General features: G+C 67.0%; 16 protein-coding genes. 9 read left to right on the plus strand and 7 right to left on the minus strand.

Annotated elements, in window-relative coordinates; translation table 11 throughout:
• Positions 1-16: 16 nt before the first annotated feature.
• Positions 17-1,558, plus strand: a complete 1,542-nt coding sequence (locus tag B9Z03_RS05635) for an AMP-binding protein (protein WP_085463293.1) — start codon at positions 17-19, stop codon at positions 1,556-1,558.
• 171 nt (positions 1,559-1,729) lie between these two features.
• A complete protein-coding gene (locus B9Z03_RS05640) occupies positions 1,730-3,028 on the plus strand; it encodes an NAD(P)/FAD-dependent oxidoreductase (protein WP_085463294.1) in 1,299 nt (432 codons plus the stop codon).
• A gap of 3 nt (positions 3,029-3,031) precedes the next feature.
• On the opposite strand, the gene B9Z03_RS05645 is transcribed toward B9Z03_RS05640, so the two are convergent.
• Complete coding sequence (locus B9Z03_RS05645) at positions 3,032-4,348, minus strand: MFS transporter (protein WP_085463295.1); 1,317 nt, start codon at positions 4,346-4,348, stop codon at positions 3,032-3,034.
• 173 nt (positions 4,349-4,521) lie between these two features.
• Here B9Z03_RS05645 and cyoA point away from each other — a divergent pair, with 173 nt between their 5' ends.
• From cyoA to B9Z03_RS05680, 7 genes are read left to right on the plus strand one after another with little or no spacing between them, the layout of a single operon-like run.
• Positions 4,522-5,700, plus strand: coding sequence for a ubiquinol oxidase subunit II (gene cyoA / locus B9Z03_RS05650; RefSeq protein ID WP_210191347.1), 1,179 nt, complete (start codon positions 4,522-4,524; stop codon positions 5,698-5,700).
• A gap of 9 nt (positions 5,701-5,709) precedes the next feature.
• The gene (cyoB, locus tag B9Z03_RS05655; protein ID WP_085463296.1) at positions 5,710-7,713 is read left to right on the plus strand and encodes a cytochrome o ubiquinol oxidase subunit I; all 2,004 of its coding nucleotides are present in this window, start codon (positions 5,710-5,712) and stop codon (positions 7,711-7,713) included.
• Between the two features lie 4 nt (positions 7,714-7,717).
• Positions 7,718-8,350, plus strand: a complete 633-nt coding sequence (gene cyoC, locus B9Z03_RS05660) for a cytochrome o ubiquinol oxidase subunit III (RefSeq protein ID WP_085463297.1) — start codon at positions 7,718-7,720, stop codon at positions 8,348-8,350.
• Positions 8,347-8,733 carry a cytochrome o ubiquinol oxidase subunit IV gene (cyoD, locus tag B9Z03_RS05665; RefSeq protein WP_085463298.1) on the plus strand — a complete coding sequence of 129 codons (387 nt, stop codon included), beginning with the start codon at positions 8,347-8,349 and terminating at the stop codon, positions 8,731-8,733. The genes cyoC and cyoD overlap by 4 nt, the downstream gene beginning before the upstream one ends.
• Positions 8,730-9,509 (plus strand): SURF1 family protein, encoded by a 780-nt coding sequence (locus B9Z03_RS05670; RefSeq protein WP_085463299.1) that lies wholly within the window; start codon positions 8,730-8,732, stop codon positions 9,507-9,509. The genes cyoD and B9Z03_RS05670 overlap by 4 nt, the downstream gene beginning before the upstream one ends.
• A gap of 44 nt (positions 9,510-9,553) precedes the next feature.
• Positions 9,554-10,831: an ATP-binding protein gene (locus B9Z03_RS05675; protein WP_210191348.1), complete on the plus strand. Its 1,278-nt coding sequence runs from the start codon at positions 9,554-9,556 to the stop codon at positions 10,829-10,831.
• Positions 10,824-11,357 carry a response regulator transcription factor gene (locus tag B9Z03_RS05680; protein WP_085463300.1) on the plus strand — a complete coding sequence of 178 codons (534 nt, stop codon included), beginning with the start codon at positions 10,824-10,826 and terminating at the stop codon, positions 11,355-11,357. The genes B9Z03_RS05675 and B9Z03_RS05680 overlap by 8 nt, the downstream gene beginning before the upstream one ends.
• Positions 11,358-11,368: 11 nt before the next feature.
• Here the strand turns inward: B9Z03_RS05680 and B9Z03_RS05685 are convergent, their stop codons facing one another.
• The 6 genes from B9Z03_RS05685 to B9Z03_RS05710 form a co-directional block, all read right to left on the minus strand.
• Positions 11,369-11,674 (minus strand): alkylphosphonate utilization protein, encoded by a 306-nt coding sequence (locus B9Z03_RS05685; RefSeq protein WP_085463301.1) that lies wholly within the window; start codon positions 11,672-11,674, stop codon positions 11,369-11,371.
• An 84-nt stretch (positions 11,675-11,758) separates the two neighbouring features.
• Positions 11,759-13,015: a D-amino acid dehydrogenase gene (locus B9Z03_RS05690; RefSeq protein WP_085463302.1), complete on the minus strand. Its 1,257-nt coding sequence runs from the start codon at positions 13,013-13,015 to the stop codon at positions 11,759-11,761.
• A 190-nt stretch (positions 13,016-13,205) separates the two neighbouring features.
• Positions 13,206-14,558, minus strand: a complete 1,353-nt coding sequence (locus B9Z03_RS05695) for a ferredoxin reductase family protein (RefSeq protein WP_085463303.1) — start codon at positions 14,556-14,558, stop codon at positions 13,206-13,208.
• 111 nt (positions 14,559-14,669) lie between these two features.
• On the minus strand, positions 14,670-15,611 hold the full coding sequence (gene gshB, locus B9Z03_RS05700; RefSeq protein WP_085463304.1) for a glutathione synthase: 942 nt from the start codon (positions 15,609-15,611) through the stop codon (positions 14,670-14,672).
• Positions 15,612-15,713: 102 nt separating this feature from the next.
• Complete coding sequence (locus B9Z03_RS05705; protein ID WP_085463305.1) at positions 15,714-16,088, minus strand: GtrA family protein; 375 nt, start codon at positions 16,086-16,088, stop codon at positions 15,714-15,716.
• Positions 16,085-17,074: a glycosyltransferase gene (locus tag B9Z03_RS05710; RefSeq protein WP_085463306.1), complete on the minus strand. Its 990-nt coding sequence runs from the start codon at positions 17,072-17,074 to the stop codon at positions 16,085-16,087. Before B9Z03_RS05710 ends, B9Z03_RS05705 begins: the two co-directional genes overlap by 4 nt.
• Positions 17,075-17,134 lie beyond the last annotated feature (60 nt).

A 17,134-nucleotide genomic window follows, 5' to 3' on the forward strand; every position in this document is an offset into this window, starting at 1 on the left:
GAGGAGGGAGGAAGATATGAATCCAGCACGCTGGCTCGAACGTGCCGCCCTGCTCTGGCCCGACCGGCCGGCGCTGTTCAGGGGCACCGAACCGGTTCTCGACTATGCCGGCTTCAACGCCCGCGCCGGATCGCTGGCTGCCGGTCTCGCAGCGGTGGGCGTCGGACCGGGCGACCGCGTCGCGCTCTTCCTCGCCAACCGTACCGACTATCTCGTCGCCATGCAGGCGGTCTGGCGCATCGGCGCGGTGGCGGTGCCGGTCAACGCCAAGCTGCACGAGAAGGAAGCTGCCTACATCCTCGGCCATTCCGGCGCGGCGCTCTGCTTCACCGATGCAGATCACGCCGGCGACCTCGCGGCGCTGGCGCCCGGCACGCGCGTCGTCGACATGGACGGACCCGACTTCGCCGCTCTCTTCTCGGACAACCCGGCGCCCGCGCTCCACCCGACCGGCCAGAACGACCTCGTCTGGCTCTTCTATACGTCCGGCACGACCGGCCGGCCCAAGGGTGTGATGCTGACGCCGGCCAACATCCAGGCGATGATCATGAGCTATTTCGCCGACGTCGATGCGGCGGAGGCCGGCGATGCCAAGGTCTACGCCGCACCCATGTCGCACGGGGCTGGTCTCTACCAGTTCATCTACCTGATCTGCGGCGCGCGCCATGTCGTGCCGGCCTCGGGCGGCTTCGACAGCGACGAGATCCTCGACCTCGCCGGACAGCTCGGGCGGCTCTGCTTCTTTGCCGCCCCCACCATGGTCCGCCGCCTCGTCGCCGCCGCCAGAGCGCGCGGCGACCGGGGCGAGGGCATCCGTACGATCGTCTATGGCGGCGGGCCGATGTATCTCGCCGACATCCGCGACGCGATGGACCAGTTCGGCCCCCGCTTCGCCCAGATCTACGGCCAGGGCGAGACGCCGATGACGATCACAGCGCTGACCCGCGCGGCGCATGTCGAGGCGCTTGCCGCCGGGCCGGAGAGTGTGCAGCATTCGCACCGGCTGGCGTCCGTCGGTGTTGCCCAGGCCGCCTGCGAGGTGGCGGTGCTGGGCCCCGACGCGCGGCCGCTGCCTGCCGGCGAGATCGGCGAGATCGCCGTGCGCGGGCCCTCGGTGATGAAAGGCTACTGGAATGACCAGGCTGCCACCTCCGCCGCGATCCGTGACGTCTGGCTGCACACCGGCGACATGGGCGCAATGGACGAGGCCGGCTTCCTCACCCTGCACGACCGCTCCAAGGACGTGATCATTTCCGGCGGCACCAACATCTATCCGCGCGAGGTCGAGGAGGCACTGCTGACGCATCCGGCCGTGGCGCAGGTCTCGGTCATCGGCCGGCCCGATCCGGAATGGGGAGAAGTCGTCGTCGCCTGCGTGGTGCTGGAACAGGGCGCCACCGCCGACGCGGCCGCACTCGACGCCCACTGCCTGACCCAGATCGCCCGTTTCAAGCGACCCAAGGACTATGTCTGGCTGGATGACCTGCCGAAGAACGCCTACGGCAAGGTGCTCAAGACCGAACTCCGCTCGCGCTTTCAGGCCGTCGGGACGGCTTGAAGCAGCGGGCAGGGCGACCCGCACCGAAGCCTTCAAGGATTGAACGATCGGCCTGCATTCCAGTTATGAAAAGTTCGGCATTGCCACACATCCTTTGTGGGTGGAAAACGCAGCAGCACTCGGCATGGCGACAACCCCGGCCGGTGTGCACCGGCAGGAAAGGCGTTTGCGATGGCAGCAGCGGATATATCTTCCCCCCATCACGTCGTCGTGGTCGGAGCAGGCTTCGGCGGCTTGGAGACGGTTCACCGTCTTTCCGGTGCGCCGGTTCGCATCACGATCATAGACCGGCGCAACCATCACCTGTTCCAGCCGCTGCTCTACCAGGTCGCGACCGCGTCGCTGGCGACCTCCGAGATCGCCTGGCCGATCCGGCATCTGCTGCGCCGGCGCCGCGAGATCACCACGCTGCTGGCCTCGGCGGCCGGTGTCGACACGCAGGCCCGCGCGGTGCGGCTCGACGACGGGTCGACTGTTGCCTACGACACGCTGGTTCTGGCCACCGGCGCGCGGCACGCTTATTTCGGCCATGACGACTGGGAGCCGTTTGCACCCGGCCTCAAGACGCTCGAGGACGCCACGACCATCCGCCGACGCATCCTCGTCGCCTTCGAGAAGGCCGAGCGCGAAACCGATCCCGCACGGCGGGCAGCACTCCTCACTTTCGTGATCATCGGCGCCGGCCCGACCGGCGTCGAGCTTGCGGGCACCATTGCCGAGCTCGCCCGGGTGACGTTGCCGGAAGATTTCCGCAACATCGACACCAGACGGACGCGCGTGGTGCTGATCGAGGGCGGCCCGCGCGTCCTCGCCGCCTTCAGCGACGATCTCTCGGACTATGCGCTGCGCGCGCTGGAGAAGCTCGGCGTCGAGGTGGAGCGTGGCAGTCCGGTCACCGAATGCTCGGCCGACGGCGTGCTCTACGGCGGCAAGCGTCTGGCCGCCGCCACGATCATCTGGGCGGCGGGCGTGCAGGCTTCGCCGGCGGCGGAATGGCTCGCGGCCGCGGCCGATCGCGCCGGGCGCGTCAAGGTCGAGCCCGATCTCACCGTGCCAGGCCATCCCGAGATTTTCGTTATCGGCGACACCGCTGCCATCGACGCTCCGGACGGAAAGCCGGTTCCGGGCATCGCGCCGGCGGCGAAGCAGCAGGGCAGGTATGTCGCGGATACGATCAGGGCGCGGCTCGCGGGGCGACCGACGGGCATACCCTTCCGCTACCGCCACCAGGGCAGCCTCGCCACGATCGGCAAGCGCCTGGCGGTCATCGACTTCGGCCGCGTCAAGCTGCGCGGCGCGCTGGCCTGGTGGATATGGGGCCTCGCCCACATCTACTTCCTGATCGGTGTCCGCAACAGGTTGAGCGTGGCGCTGAGCTGGCTGTGGATCCACACCCGCGACCAGCGCAGCTCGCGCCTGATCACGCAGGGCAGCGCGAGCGCAGCGCCGGATCGGCCGGCCGCCAGATGATCTCTAGCCGGCCTTCGCCGCGAAGCGTTCGCTGAGCCACAGCGCCAGGATGGTGCAGATCGCACCCGAAAGCAGATAGGCGCCGGCCGAGATCAGCCCGAAATTCGCCGACAGGAGAAGGGCCGCCAGCGGCGCGAACCCCGCACCGAACAACCACGCAAGGTCGGAGGTGATGGCCGAGCCGGTGTAGCGGTAGGCCTGCGGGAAGCTGGAGGCGACCGCGCCGGACGACTGGCCGAAGGACAGGCCGAGCAGCACGAAGCCGAGCACCATGAAGATTGCCTCGCCCACCGGGCCCGCATCCAGCAGCTGCGGCGCGAAGCCGCTGAAGGCGGCGATGGCGACCGCCGAGCCGATCAGCAGCGAGCGGCGCCCGATCCGGTCGGCCAGGATGCCGGAAACGAAGACGGCGCCGAGCCCGAAGACGGCGCTGACCGCTTCGATGACGAGGAAGCGCGCAATGCCTTCCGAGGTGAACAGGAACACCCAGGACAGCGGGAACACCGTCACCATGTGGAACAGGGCGAAGCTCGCGAGCGGCGCGAAAGCGCCGAGCGCCACGGTGCGGCTCTCGGCGCGCAGGGTCGCGGAGATGCGCGCCGGCTGCAGCTCGCGATTGTGGAACAGCTCCCGGTATTCCGGCGTGGACACGATCCTGAGCCGAGCGAACAGCGCCACCACGTTGATCGCGAAGGCGACGAAGAACGGATAGCGCCAGCCCCAGCTGAAGAAGTCCTCGGCCGAAAGATTGCCGACGAAGAAGGCGAAGAGCGCGCTGGCGACGATCAGGCCGGCGGGCGCCCCGAGCTGCGGGATCATCGCGTACCAGCCGCGCCGGCCCTCCGGCGCGTTCATCGCGAGCAGTGAGGCAAGCCCGTCCCACGTACCGCCGAGCGCGATGCCCTGCGCGATGCGCGCCAGCGCCAGGAACCAGATCGCCGCCGCGCCGATCCGCTCGTAGCCGGGCAGGAAGGCGATGGCCACGGTGGCCGTCCCCAGCAGGAACAGTGCGATGGTCATCTTCACGCCCTTGCCGTAGGCGCGGTCGACGGCCATGAAGATCGCCGTGCCCACCGGTCGCGCGACGAAGGCCAGCGCGAAGATCGCGAACGACCAGAGCGTCCCCGTCAGCGCGTCCATGTGCGGGAACACCAGCCTCGGGAACACGATCACCGAGGCGATGGCGTAGACGAAGAAGTCGAAGAATTCCGACGTGCGGCCGATGAACACGCCCACCGCGATCTCGCCGGGGGCGACCGCGCCATGGCGAGCCTCGGGCCCGACCGAATCGTCCGCCGTCATTGTCGAAGAGTGCACCATGCTTCCTGACACCTCGCACGCCGTCAGCGGCGCGAGGCTCGTCGCCCGCGCCGCAGGACCGTCATTATGCGTGTGCCGCCGCGCGCGGCATTGGGCAAATTGTCCAATGTGCGGTGCAGCATCTAGCCGTTAGCGAGGCCCTGAAACCTCTCAATTGGCGTGCGGATCCGATCTTGAAGCTGACCAGACTGACCGTGTTGCTCTGCCTTGCCCTCGCGCTCAGCGGGTGCAACCTCGTGGTGCTGGCGCCCGCGGGCGACGTCGCCGCGCAGCAGCGCGACCTCGTCGTCGTCTCGACGCTGCTGATGCTGCTCATCATCGTTCCGGTCATGGCGCTCACCGTCTTCTTTGCGTGGCGATATCGCGCAGGCAACAGGGAGGCGCGCTACGAGCCGGACTGGGATCACTCCACTCACCTCGAACTGGTGATCTGGGCGGTGCCCCTTCTGATCATCATCTGCCTCGGCGCGGTCACCTGGATGGGCACGCACCTGCTCGACCCCTACCGGCCGCTCGGCCGCGTTTCGGAGGGGCGGCCTGTGGACCGGCAGGTCGAGCCGCTCGTGGTCGAAGTCGCCGCGCTCGATTGGAAATGGCTGTTCATCTACCCGGAATACGGCATCGCGACGGTCAACGAGATGGCCGCGCCCGTCGACCGGCCGATCCGCTTCCGGCTCACCTCCACCTCGGTGATGAACTCGTTCTACATCCCCGCGCTCGCCGGCCAGATCTACGCCATGCCCGGCATGGAGACGACGCTCCACGGCGTCATCAACAAGCCCGGCGAATATGTCGGCTTCTCGGCCAACTACAGCGGCGACGGCTTTTCCGGCATGCGTTTCGCCTTCCACGGCCAGTCGCAGGCCGATTTCGACGCATGGGTGGGCGCGGTGCGCCAGGCCGGCGGCTCGCTCGACCGCACCGCCTATCTCGATCTTGCGAAGCCCAGCGAAAACGAGGCCGCGCGCCGCTACGCTTCGGTCGAGCCGAACCTCTTCCGCCTGATCCGCGACCGCTGCGCCGAGCCCGGCCGCATGTGCATGGACGAGATGATGTCGATCGACGCCGCCGGCGGCCTCGGCATCGACGGCATCGTGCTGCTCCAGCCGGTCGAGGAAGGCCGCCCGTCCGCGCTCAGCGCCTTCTTCGGCCGCCAGTCCACCCTCGTCGCCAGTATCTGCACGGCGGAAGAAGCGGCCGCCGCCGCCGCGACCACCTGGTCGGCCTCGCTGCGCCCGTTCGTGGACCCGAAGCCGCTGCTCGGCGCCGGCCTGCCGCGTCCCTCCATGAATCCCTTCGCGTCCCCGCAGGTCGATGCGCGCCTCGATCGGCGCCAGCCCTTCGGCACCTGAGAGTTTGCCATGTTCGACAATCCGGACCTCATCAAGCTGATCTTCGGACGGCTCACCTGGGAAGCGCTGCCGCTGCACGAGCCGATCCTCGTCGGCACCTTCGCGGTGGTGGCGCTCGGCGGCATCGCCTTGGTCGGCGCGCTCACCTGGTTCCGCCTCTGGGGCTATCTGTGGCGCGAGTGGTTCACCACCGTCGACCACAAGCGCATCGGCATCATGTACATGATCCTCGGCATCGTGATGCTGCTGCGCGGCTTCGCCGACGCGATCATGATGCGCATCCAGCAGGCGATCGCCTTCAACGGGTCCGAGGGCTACCTCAACGCCCATCACTACGACCAGATCTTCACCGCCCACGGCGTCATCATGATCTTCTTCGTGGCGATGCCGCTGGTCACCGGCCTGATGAACTACGTCGTGCCGCTGCAGATCGGCGCGCGTGACGTGTCCTTCCCGTTCCTCAACAATTTCAGCTTCTGGATGACCGCGGGCGGCGCGGTGATCCTGATGATGTCGCTGTTCGTCGGCGAGTTCGCGCGCACTGGCTGGCTCGCCTATCCGCCGCTCTCCGGCGCCGAATACAGTCCGGGCGTCGGCATGGACTATTACATCTGGTCGTTGCAGGTCGCGGGCGTCGGCACCACGCTCTCGGGCATCAACCTCATCGCCACCATCGTCAAGATGCGTGCGCCCGGCATGACGATGATGAAGATGCCGGTGTTCACCTGGACGTCGCTTTGCACCAACGTGCTGATCGTCGCCACCTTTCCGATCCTCACCGCGACCCTGGTACTGCTGACGCTCGACCGCTACGTCGGCACCAACTTCTTCACCAGCGACCTCGGCGGCAATCCGATGATGTATGTCAACCTCATCTGGATCTGGGGCCATCCGGAGGTCTACATCCTCGTGCTTCCCGCCTTCGGCATCTTCTCCGAGATCGCCGCGACCTTCTCGGGCAAGCGCCTGTTCGGCTACACCTCGATGGTCTACGCCACGGTGTGCATCACCATCCTGTCGTACCTGGTGTGGCTGCACCACTTCTTCACGATGGGCTCCGGCGCCAGCGTGAACTCGTTCTTCGGCATCACCACGATGATCATCTCGATCCCGACCGGGGCGAAGATCTTCAACTGGCTGTTCACGATGTATCGCGGCCGCATCCGCTTCGAGCTGCCGATGATGTGGACGATTGCCTTCATGCTGGTCTTCGTTCTCGGCGGCATGACCGGCGTGCTGCTCGCCGTGCCTCCGGCCGACTTCGTGCTGCACAACTCGCTGTTCCTCGTCGCCCACTTCCACAACACCATCATCGGCGGCGTGGTCTACGGCCTTTTCGCCGGCATGGCCTACTGGTTCCCCAAGGCCTTCGGCTTCAGGCTCGATCCGTTCTGGGGCAAGGTGTCGTTCTGGGGCTGGGTGCTCGGCTTCTTCTTCGCCTTCATGCCGCTCTACGTGCTCGGCCTGATGGGCGTGACGCGCCGCCTCAGGGTCTTCGACGATCCTTCGCTGCAGATCTGGTTCATCATCGCCGGCTTCGGCGCCTTCCTGATCCTCGTCGGCATCGTCGCCTTCCTGATCCAGATCGCCGTCAGCATCATGCGCCGCGACCAGCTGCGCGACACCACCGGCGACCCGTGGGACGGGCGCACGCTCGAATGGGCGACGTCCTCGCCGCCGCCGGCCTACAACTTCGCCTTCACCCCCGTCGTGCACGACAACGACGCCTGGTGGGACATGAAGAAGCGCGGCTACAAGCGCCCGCTCGAAGGCTTCAGGCCGATCCACATGCCCTCCAACACCGGCACCGGCGTTGTTATCGCCGGGCTCAGCGTCGTCATGTCCGTCGCGCTGATCTGGTACATCTGGTGGCTGGCGATCCTCGCCTTCGTCGCGATGATCGCCGTCGCCATCGCCCACACCTTCAACTATCACCGCGACTTCCACATCCCCGCCGAGGAAGTGACGCAGACCGAGGACGCGCGCACGAAGCTGCTCGCGGTCGGTGGATGACACGATGACGATCGCAGCAGAACACACCGCGGGCAAACAGGAGCCCGTCTTCTACCTCAGGGACGAGCACGGACATGCCGAGGGCGGCAGCACCATGCTCGGCTTCTGGATCTACCTGATGAGCGACTGCCTCATGTTCGCGGTCCTGTTCGCGATCTATGGGGTGCTGGGCGCGAGCTATGCCGCCGGCCCTGCGCCGAAGGACCTCTTCGACCTCGAGCTCGTGGCGCTGAACACCGCCATGCTGCTCTTCTCGTCGATCACCTACGGCTTCGCCATGCTGGCCATGGTCAAGGGCAACGTGCGCGCGACGCTCGCCTGGCTCGCCATTACCGGCCTGTTCGGCCTCGCCTTCCTCGGCATCGAGCTCTACGAGTTCCAGCACCTGATCCATATCGGCGCGACGCCGCAGCGCAGCGCCTTCCTGTCGTCCTTCTTCGTGCTGGTCGGCACGCACGGCCTGCACGTCACCTTCGGCATCGTCTGGCTTGTGACGCTGATGGCGCAGGTGTGGGGGTTCGGGCTGATCGAGGCCAACCGGCGGCGGCTGATGTGCCTGTCGATGTTCTGGCACTTCCTGGACGTCATCTGGATCGGCGTCTTCACCTTCGTCTATCTGATGGGAGTGCTGAGATGAGCGCTACGAACGCGGAATCGCACGCGGCCCACGATGCGGGGCATGGCGAGGACGGTCACGCGCACGGCTCGCTGCGCGGCTACCTGATCGGCTTCTTCCTGTCCGTCGTGCTTACCGCCGTCCCGTTCTGGCTGGTGATGGGCGACGTGCTGGACAGCAAACAGCTGACCGGCTTCATCGTCATGGCGCTCGCGGTCGTGCAGATCGTCGTCCACATGGTCTACTTCCTGCACATGGACACGCGTTCCGAGCAGGGATGGACGATGATGGCGCTGATCTTCACGCTGATCGTCGTCGTCATCGCGCTGTCCGGCTCGCTGTGGGTGATGTACCACCTCAACACCAACACCATGCCGTTCCACGACATGCAGCAGATGCCATGACGGCAAGGCCTCCGGCCAGCGTCCTCCTCATCACGGCCGCCGCGCTCGTCTGCGCGGCGTTGCTGTGCGCGCTCGGCGTCTGGCAGGTGCAGCGGCTCCAGTGGAAGCTGGACCTCATCGCGCGCGTCGACGCGCGGGTCTCTGCGGCGCCCGTCGCACCCCCCGGCTCCGCGGCGTGGGACCGCGTCGACGCAGCCTCTGCCGAATACCTGAGGGTCCGCGCGACCGGCCGCTTCCTCCATGACAGGGAAACGCTCGTCCAGGCCGTGACGGACCTCGGCAGCGGATATTGGGTCATGACGCCGGTGGTTACGGACCAGGGCTTCACCATTCTCGTCAACCGCGGCTTCGTCACGCCGGAATTGCGCGATCCCGAGACGCGTTCCGAAGGCGCGGCCGGCAGCGAAACCACCGTGACCGGCCTTTTGAGGCTGAGCGAGCCGGGCGGCGGGTTCCTGCGCGACAACGATCCCGGCAACGGCCGCTGGTATTCCCGCGACGTGGCGGCGATCGCCGCGGCACAACGTCTCGATCATACCGCCCCCTATTTCATCGACGCCGATGCGACCCCAAATCCGGGCGGCTGGCCGGTGGGCGGGCTGACGCGGATCAGTTTCAGCAACAACCATCTGGTCTACGCGATCACGTGGTTCGGGCTGGCGCTGATGGCGCTTGCCGGCGGCTGGTTCGTCCTGAAGGATTGGAGGCGGCGGGAAAGCGGAAAGCCGATGGAACCGCCGGGAGGAATGGTGTCCGAGCCCGGATCCGCGCCCTGACAGGCCGGCGGGCGCGGGCGTCGACTGGGTGGAGGAGCCCCCGGATGCCGATGCTGGAAATGACCAACCGCAAGAATCTCCTCCTGCTCGTGCAGCTCCGCTGGCTCGCTGTCATCGGCCAGATCGTGACGATCCTCGTCGTCCACTGGGGCATGGGCATCGCCCTGCCGCTGATCCCGATGGCGGCGATCGTGCTGCTGCTGATCATCCTCAACGTCACGACGCTGCTGCGGCTGCGCGACCAGCGCGGCATCGCGCATGCGGAACTGTTCATCGAACTGCTGCTCGACGTCGCGGCACTGACGGCGCAGCTCTATCTCAGCGGCGGCGCGGCCAACCCGTTCGTGCTCCTCTACGTGCTGCAGATCATGCTCGGCGCCACGCTGCTCGACACGCGCTCGACCTGGGCCCTCGTCGCGTTCGCCGGTGCCGGCTACCTCGCGCTGATGGCGTTCAACCGGCCGCTCGCATTCCCCGACGGCGACGCGGACGCATTCTTCGCGCTGCACGTGCAGGGAAGCTTCATCGCCTTCGCGTTGACGACCTGCCTGCTCGTCCTGTTCATCACCCGCATCAACCGCAATCTGCGCGAGCGCGACGCCCATCTCGCCGACCTTCACCGGCAGGCCGCCGAAGAGGACCATATCGTGCGCATGGGCCTTCTGGCCTCGGGTGCCGCGCACGAACTCGGCACGCCGCTCGCCACGCTTTCGGTGATCCTCGGCGACTGGCGGCGCATGCCGGTCTTCCGCAAGGATTCCGAACTCGCCGAGGATATCGTCGAGATGCAGGCGCAACTCGACCGCTGCAAGCAGATCGTGTCGGGCATCCTGATCTCCTCCGGCGAGGCCAGGGGCGAGGGCACGATCCGGACGACCGTGCGTGACTTCGTCGACGCGGTGGTGCTAGAATGGCGTGCCAGCCGGACGCCAGCGACGTTTGACTACGACAACGTCTTCGCGCCGGACGCCGCAATCATCTCCGATGCGGCGCTGAAGCAGGTGTTGTTCAATCTGTTCGACAACGCCCTGGAAGCCTCGCCTTCGTGGATGGGTCTGTCCGTCAGCCGACAGGAGGACAAGCTGGTAATCGCCGTGAAGGATGCCGGGCCCGGGTTCCGGCCCGAAGTGCTCGAATCGTTCGGCAAGCCCTATCAGTCCAGCAAGAACCGGCCCGGAAGCGGCCTCGGCCTGTTCCTGGTGGTCAATGCCGTGCGCAAGCTCGGCGGCATGGTGTCGGCGCGCAACAACGACGGCAAGGGCGCGGCGGTCACCTTGACCCTGCCGCTCGCCGCGCTGTCCGGTGCGGGGTTCGATGGCTAGTGCCCGCTCGCTCCTGATCGTCGAGGACGACGCCGCCTTCGCGCGCGCCCTGCGGCGCTCGTTCCAGCGGCGCGGCTATGCGGTGGAGGTCTGCGAGGGGCTCGAAGCCCTTCCCGACGCACTCGCCCGGATGGAGCACCGCTATGCCGTCGTGGACCTCAAGCTCGGCGTTGGCTCGGGGCTCAAGGCCGTGAAGATGCTGCACGACCACGATCCGGAGATGCGCATCGTCGTTCTCACCGGCTTCGCCAGCATCGTCACGGCCGTCGAGGCGATCAAGCTCGGCGCCAGCCACTATCTCGCCAAGCCCGCCAACACCGACGACATCGAGGCTGCCTTCGGCAGGTCGGACGGCGATACCGAGGTTCCGCTGACAAAGCGCCAGACCTCGCTCAAGACGCTCGAATGGGAGCGCATCCACGAGACGCTGGTGGAGTCCGAGTTCAACATCTCGGAGGCCGCGCGCCGCCTCGGCATGCATCGCCGCACGCTGGCGCGCAAGCTGGAGAAACGCCGGGTCACGTAGCTTCCGCCGGCTCAGCGCTTGCGCACGAACTCCGTGCGCAGGACCAGCCCTTTGATCGCTTCGTGCCGGCAGTCGATCTCTTCCGGATTGTCGGTGAGGCGGATCGACCGGATCACGGTTCCCTGCTTCAGCGTCTGGTTGGCCCCCTTCACCTTGAGGTCCTTCACCAGCACGACCGAATCCCCGTCGGCAAGGACATTGCCGGCGGCGTCGCGCGCCACGGCGCGCCCGGCCTCCACGGCCGCGGCCATCTCCGACGCGGGCCGCCACTCGCCGGTCGCCTCGTCGTAGATGTAGTCGTCATCGTCGCCGGCCATGTCAGCCCCTTCGCTGGAATTGATGCCTCGCCGAATCCGCCACGACGCTCCCGGCGAGGCATTTATGCCGGCGCGGCGCCCGCCTCAACCTTGATACCGTCCGATGCCGAGTTCGGACACGTCGATGTCGGGCGCCTTGCCCGACACGATGTCGGCGAGCACGTGGCCGGAGCCGCACGCCATTGTCCAGCCCAGCGTCCCGTGCCCTGTGTTGAGGTAGAGACCGGCGATCTCGGTCGGCCCGATGATCGGCGGTCCGTCCGGTGTCATCGGCCTCAGCCCGCACCAGAACGTCGCCTGCTCCACCGAGCCGCCCGCGCCGAACAGGCTGGTGAACGAGTGCTCCAGCGGCGCGCGCCGCGAGGGCCTGAGCGACAGGTCGTATCCGGCGATCTCCGCCGTGCCGCCGACCCGGATGCGATCGCCAAGGCGCGTGATCGCCACCTTGTAGGTCTCGTCCATGACGGTCGACATCGGCGCCGCCGCCGCGTCGGTCACCGGCAGCGTCAGCGAATAGCCCTTGACCGGATAGACCGGCACGCGGATGCCGACCGGTCGCAGCAGCCGCGGCGAGTAGCTGCCGAACGCGACGACGACCGCATCCGCGTCGAACGTGCCCTTGTCCGTGCTCACGCCCGTGGCGCGGCGGCCGTCGTGCACGATCTCCTTCACGGTCACGCCATGGCGGAAGTCGACGCCCGCCTTGGCCGCAAGCGCGCCGAGTGCGTTGGTGAACATATGGCAGTCGCCCGTCTCGTCTCCCGGCAGCCTGAGCCCGCCCACGAACGTGTCCGCCACCCGCGCGAGCGCCGGCTCCGCCGCGATGCAGCCGGCGCGGTCCAGCACCTCGAAGGGAACGTCGAAGCGCTTCAGCACCTCGATGTCTCCGCCGATCCCGTCGAGCTGGTACTGCGTGCGGAAGAGCTGCAGCGTGCCGAGGCTGCGCTCGTCATAGGCGATGCCGGTCTCGGTCCTCATGTCGCGCAGGCAGTCGCGGCTGTATTCGGCGATCGGCACCATCCGCGCCTTGTTCACCGCATAGCGCGCCGAGGTGCAGTTGCGCAGCATCTGGACGAGCCAGGTCCACATCGCGGGGTCGAGGCCCGGCCTGACCGCCAGCGGACCGTATTTCATCAGCAGCCATTTCACCGCCTTGACCGGCACGCCCGGCCCGGCCCACGGCGACGAATAGCCCGGTGAGATCTCGCCGGCATTGGCGAAGCTTGTCTCGAGGGCAGGCCCCGCCTGCCGTTCGAGCACGGTCACCTCATGACCGGCCTTCGCGAGATACCACGCGGACGTGACGCCGATGACGCCGCCGCCGAGGACGAGAATTTTCAATCGTGTGCCCCTTTCGTGAACAACAACGCCGCCTCACCTGCAATGCGCGCCGCGTTTGCGACGTCGACGACATCGGCGCGCCGGGCCGTCGCGATGCATGAGCCTTTCGCGATTGTTCAGCCCCTGGCGTGACCGATATACAATTCCCGCAGCCTTGTCGTCTGCGGACGATTGAGCCAACGAAGGCCGTCTAGCGCATCGCGAACAATTCCTGGTGGAAGCGCTGCGCGACGGGGAATCCCTGGGCGGCGAAATCCTTCCGCAGCGCTTCGCCGAAGCCGGGCGGGCCGCAGAACCAGATGCTCGCCTCGCGCCAATGCGGCACCGCCGCGCGGATGCGCTCGCCCGTCAGGCGACCGTCCCGTGCGTCGACCAGCACGTGCAGCGCGACATTGGCATTCTTGGCGTCGGCCGCCAGCTTGGCGAGCGCCTCCTCGTCGACGTCGGCGGTGGTGTGGAAGACGTCCACCGCCTGGGACACTGGCCCGTCGGGCGCGTCCTTCTGCAGCGCCATGTACTTCATGCGGGCGATGAACGGCGTGACCCCGATGCCGCCGCCGATCCAGATTTGCCGCGCACAGTCGTCGTCGAACGTGAAGCAGCCATACGGCCCCTCGACCTTCACGTCCTGGCCGACGCGCAGCTTGTCGCGAAGCTGGTTGGTGTGGTCGCCCAGTTCCTTGGTGATGAAGGTGATCTTCCGATCGTCATCCTTCCAGGCCGAGGCGATTGTGTAGGGATGCGCGCCTTCCGACGCGTCCGACGTGGCGAAGGCAAACTGCCCGGCCTTGTGGCCCGGCCAGCCTTGCGGAACCGCGATCTCGGTCTCCAGCACCTTCACTCCGGAATAGTAGTGCAGCGAGGCGATCGTGCCGGCGGCCTGCCGGCCGGCGCCGACCTGGCGCAGCAGCACCACGCCGGCCGCAAACACGCCGGCGACAAGCAGCGCCTCCGTCAGCCAGGCCACGGGCGAGCTCCAGTAGCTGAACTTGATCAGCACCACCGCATGGAAGGCCAGCATCAGATAGGCGAGCGCAATCAGCCGGTGCGTCTTGAAGAACAGACGGTAAGGGAATGCCTTGATCAGCGCCAGCGCGATCAGCAGGACGGCGGCGTAGAACGCCCACTCGCCAATGCCTTCCGCTGTCCCGCGCAGGCCGGAAAAGAACGCCTCGACCGGATTCTCGATCGGCGGCCGTGCGCCGCGGGCCGGCCGTTCGAGCAGTCCCCAGCCGACCGCCCATTTCGGCCCCTGCGACCAGAGCCAGTGGACGATCGACAGGACGAGCGCCCCGATGCCCAGCCATTTGTGCAGGCGGTACATCTTGTCCAGCCCGCCGAACCAGGCTTCGGGCCATCGCGGCCGCAACGCCAGGATCATCGCCGCGCTCATGCAGACGATGGCGAGGATGCCGGTGACCTGCACCATCGGGTCGCGCATGCCGAAGAGGCTCGATGCCTGGAAGACCGAAGTGTCCGCGAGCAGCCACAAAAGCAAAGGCACGGTGAGCGTGGCCCAGAACACGCGGTTCAGTCTTTGCATCGGTCATTCCTCGCGGGCATCGCCGGACAAGAGCCGTCCGATGAACACCTAGCTCCCGCGAAAGGGGGGCCGCGTTGACCAGGATCAACACGGCATCGGTCGTTGCGGGCCTCAGCCCCGCTTCGCCTCGACCGCGTCCCAGAACAATGCCGCGATATCCGCGCCGCCGAAGCGCTTCACCTCGCGCACGCCCGTCGGCGAGGTCACGTTGATCTCGGTCATGTAGTCACCGATCACGTCGATGCCGACCAGGATGAAGCCGCGTTCCTTCAGCGAGGGGCCGATGCGCTCACAGATCTCGCGCTCGCGTGGCGTCAGTTCGGTCGCTTCCGCGCGGCCGCCGACGTGCATGTTGGAGCGGCTGTCGTGCTCGGCCGGCACACGGTTGATCGCGCCCACCGCCTCGCCGTCGATCAGGATGATGCGCTTGTCTCCCTTGCGCACGTCCTTCAGATACTGCTGCACGATGAACGGCTCGCGGAACATCTGGCCGAACATCTCCAGCAGCGAGGCGAGGTTCCGGTCGTCCTCGCGCATGTGGAAGATGCCAGCGCCGCCATTGCCGTAGAGCGGCTTGACGATGATGTCGCCATGCGCCCTGCGGAAGGCGGCAACCTCCAGCGGGTCGCGGGTGATCAGCGTCGCCGGCATCAGGTCGGGGAACTCGGTGACGAAGATCTTCTCCGGCGAGTTGCGCACCCAGGCGGGGTCGTTCACCACCAGCGTCTTCGGATGGATGCGCTCCAGCATGTGGGTGGTGGTGATGTAGTTCATGTCGAAGGGCGGGTCCTGGCGCAAAAGCACCACGTCCATCTCCGAAAGATCCGTGCGCACCGGCTCTGCGAGCGTGAAGTGGTCCCCCTTGACGTCCCGCACCTCCATCTCCTCGACGCGGGCGAAGATGCGGCCGTCCTCCTGGGTCAGCCGGTCGGGCGTGTAATGGTAGAGGCTATGGCCGCGCCGCTGCGCCTCCAGCGACAGCGCGAACGTCGTGTCGCCCGCGATGTTGACGGTGCGGATATGGTCCATCTGGACGGCGACGCGGAGCTTCATCGAATACCCTCTGGAAACGGGAAGCTGGATGTAGCCCGTCCCGCTGTCACGGTCCAGCGGGGCCGCGTCGCGTTTTCCTGAACGGCCGTTTCGCGCCGCTGATCAGCGGTCGAACACGAGCCGCGAATAGCCTGCGAAGGAAAAGGCCAGCGCCACCACCGAGGCGACGACGAGCGCGACGATGATTGGCACGTCGGGCATGGCCCACAGAAAGGCGGAATAGGCGAGATAGTTGATCGCCGAAGTGGCGATCCCCACGCCGCCATAACGCGCCCCCTCCACCGCGACGGGACGCGACGAGGGGCCGAAAGTGATCAGCCGGTTGAGCAGCCAGGTGACGGCGAGGGCGAAGGCGATCGATACGAGGCGGGCCGAATAGACACCCAGCGGCGTCCACATCAAGAGAGCGCCGAGCATCCCCGCATCGGCGACGAAGCCGATGACGCCGATGACGAGGAAGCGCCCGAAGCGTCTCACGCCGCGCGCGGCTTGGTCGCGCCGCCGGTGCGCAGCTTCACGGTCTCCGAGCGCAGCGGCGGATAGGAGAGATAGACCATGCGCTTCTGCTCGGCGCGGCCGCGCGCCACCGAATCCAGCACCAGTCCCGCGATCGCAAACAGCATCGACATCATCATCAGCGCCATCGACAGTACCCATGTCGGCATGCGCGGCACCAGCCCGGTGGCGAAATACTCGGCCAGCACGGGCGCCATCAGCACCAGGCTGGCGATGAGGCAAACCGCCGAGATCGCGCCGAAGAAGCGGATCGGCTGCGTCTCCTTCATCAGCATCGCGAACATCCAAAGGATCCTCAGCCCATCGCCGTAGGTGGAGAGCTTGGAGGCCGATCCCTCGGGCCGCCGCCCGTAGTCGAGGGCGATCTCCACCACCGGCAGCTTCAGCATCGAGGCGTGCACCGACATTTCCGTCTCGATCTCGAAACCGGCCGAGACCGCCGGGAAGCTCTTGACGTAGCGGCGGGTGAACGCCCGGTAGCCGGAGAAGATGTCGGTGAAGTCGCGGCCGAACAGCCGGTGGTAGAGTGCGTTGAAAAGCCGGTTGCCGAAGGCATGGCCGGCGCGGCCCGCATCGTCGCCGACGCCTCGCCTTGTGCCGACGGCCATGTCGGCATGCTCGGTCATCAGCGTGTTGATCAGAAGAGGCGCGTCCTCCGGCGCATAGGTGCCGTCCCCGTCCGCCATCACGTAGATGTCGGCGTCGATGTCGGCAAACATGCGCCGCACCACATTTCCCTTGCCCTGATGCGGCACCCGCACCACCTGCGCGCCTGCCGAGCGGGCGCGCAGCGCCGTCAGGTCGGTCGAGTTGTTGTCGAACACCACGATGCGCGCCCCGGGCAGCGCCTCGCGGAAGCCGGCGACCACGCCGGCGATCGTCGTTTCCTCGTTGTAGCAGGGCAGAAGCACCGCCACCGACAGGCTGGTCGAGAGGGGTTCGGTCATCGCTGGGCTCCGGGCGCACGCGGGACGCGGCGCTTTACTGTCTATTGACGCGGTTAAGGC

Origin of the sequence: Mesorhizobium australicum, from assembly GCF_900177325.1 — a bacterium.
Lineage (GTDB): Bacteria > Pseudomonadota > Alphaproteobacteria > Rhizobiales > Rhizobiaceae > Mesorhizobium_A > Mesorhizobium_A australicum_A.